We start from the raw sequence: 1927 nt of genomic DNA on the forward strand, positions 1-1927 counted from the left end.
CGCATGGCGCATGCCGAGCGTGAACGCCGTGACCCCCAGCCCGATCCCGAACACACCCGACGCACCCAGGTCGTAGTGGTGCGGGGCGATGAACAGCACGAGCACACCCCAGCCCACGAGGTTCAGCAGCAGAATCACCGCCGCCATCCCGGACAGCGACCCCCACTCGCGCCTCGACAGCGGCTGCCTGCCGGAGGTGGAGGGTGCGGAGACGGCCATCGAGATACCTTCTTTCTCTTCGTTCGACTTCTGAAACTGCCGTCACGAACGGCGCTGGAGTCCTGGGGTCACGCCTGTGTCGGCTCCTCGGCTTGCGCTCGGGCGTACTTGCGTACCGGGTTGGATCGGCCGAAGTGGCCAATGGCGAAGGCGACGGTCGCGAGGCCGCCGATCATGAGGGCGAGCACGGGACCGATCGCGGCGGCGACGCCACCGATGACCGTGTCGCCGAGGGCGGGGCCGCCGCGGGAGGCCATTTGGTAGATCGCGGAAACCCGGCCGCGCATGTCGTCCGGCGTCTCGAGTTGCACGGCCGCTTGCCGAATCGTCGTGGCCATCGCGTCGAAAACGCCGAGCAGCAGGCACGCCAGCAGCGCGATCAGCAGCGCGTTGGCGTAGGCGAGGAGCACGGCACTCAGCCCATACGCGATGGTCGAGTAGAGCAGGACTCTCCCGAGTCGTTTGCTGCGGTCGACCACTCGGAACACCGTGTACGTCGCCAAGAGAGCTCCCGCTGACGGCGCCGCCGAGAGCAGGCCGTAGGCCGTGGCGCCCAGGTGGAACCGGTTGACCGCGAGGGCCGGCAGGAGGACCCGGTACGCCGCGAACACGGTCGCCACCAGGTCGAGCAGCACCATCTGCGACACGATTCGTCGTCCCAGCACAAAACGGACACCCTGTGTGAACTGCACTCGAAGGGGCACGTTCGCCCCCGACACGGGAAGTTCCGGGATTCGGAGCACGGCCAGGGTGACCATGAGCAGCAGGTAGGTCGCCGCGTCGACCGCGTACATCATGCCCGGCCCGCTCACGGCGATGAGCACACCGGCTACGGCCGGGCCCAACAGCACGGCCAGCTCCCTGGAGGGATTGAGCAACGCGAACGCCTGCGGCAGCTGCGCTCGCGGAACCAGGGCCGGGATCAGAGCCTGCCGGGCGGGCTGGTCAAAACTGGCCGCCGCGGTCGTGAGCACCACAGAGGTAACCACTTGCAGCACGTCGGCGTGACCGGTGAAGCTGGTGGCGGCGAGCGCGACCGCCACGACCATGGCCACGGCTTGCGCCCACTGAAGCAGCTTGCGCCGATCGACCCGGTCCGCGTAAACACCCCCCAGTGGGCTGAGGACCACCAGCGCCGCGACCTGGGCGGCGCCCACTAGGCCGGTTTGCGCGACCGAACCGGAGAGTTCGTAGACCTGGTACAGGTTCGCCGCGATCGTGCCGCGGCTGCCGATCTGCGAGAGGACAACGCCACCCCAGTAGATGTCGAAGTGGCGGTTGCGCAGAACCTCGGCAACTTTCATCGGGCGCCACCGTGGTGTTCTCGCTCACAGCCGAGCCGGGTGGTTGTCGCCGAATCGGACACGCCTACCTCCTTGTAGCACGACTCAGCCGCAGTCGGGCGGCACCGAGCAGCGAGGATCTTCGATTCGGCCCATCATTTTGCCTTATGGTATGACCAAAAGTCCATAGTTGCGGTAGTGCGCCCGGCGACCCACAATGCTGAAGGTATAATGGTCCTGCCAATCAAGGAGGCTTAGGTGTCGACGAAGACCACGACGAAGACAAGCCATTACCACCAGCAGAAAGCCCGGCGGGCGAAGTTCCTGGAGGACTGGCGCGCGAACCACCGCACGATCATCCGGAGCGAGGACGTCACCCTCGCCGAAACCGCGCGGGGCATGCGCACCGGCGTCTACATGGGCGA

1 protein-coding gene and 1 pseudogene are annotated in these 1927 nt (G+C 66.8%); both read right to left on the reverse strand.

What is annotated here, in order from left to right; all coding sequences use genetic code 11:
* Positions 1-219, reverse strand: a pseudogene (locus tag AB0F91_RS47135) (HoxN/HupN/NixA family nickel/cobalt transporter); the annotation flags it as partial.
* Between the two features lie 68 nt (positions 220-287).
* Positions 288-1523, reverse strand: coding sequence for an MFS transporter (locus AB0F91_RS47140; RefSeq protein WP_285969882.1), 1236 nt, complete (start codon positions 1521-1523; stop codon positions 288-290).
* Positions 1524-1927: the final 404 nt, after the last annotated feature.

The sequence above is a fragment of the Amycolatopsis sp. NPDC023774 genome, assembly GCF_040639695.1.
Classification (GTDB): domain Bacteria; phylum Actinomycetota; class Actinomycetes; order Mycobacteriales; family Pseudonocardiaceae; genus Amycolatopsis.

Excerpts from the sequence above, each read along its gene's own strand:
- AB0F91_RS47140 (WP_285969882.1), bottom strand. The coding sequence starts at position 1,523 with ATGAAAGTTGCCGAGGTTCTGCGCAACCGCCACTTCGACATCTACTGG.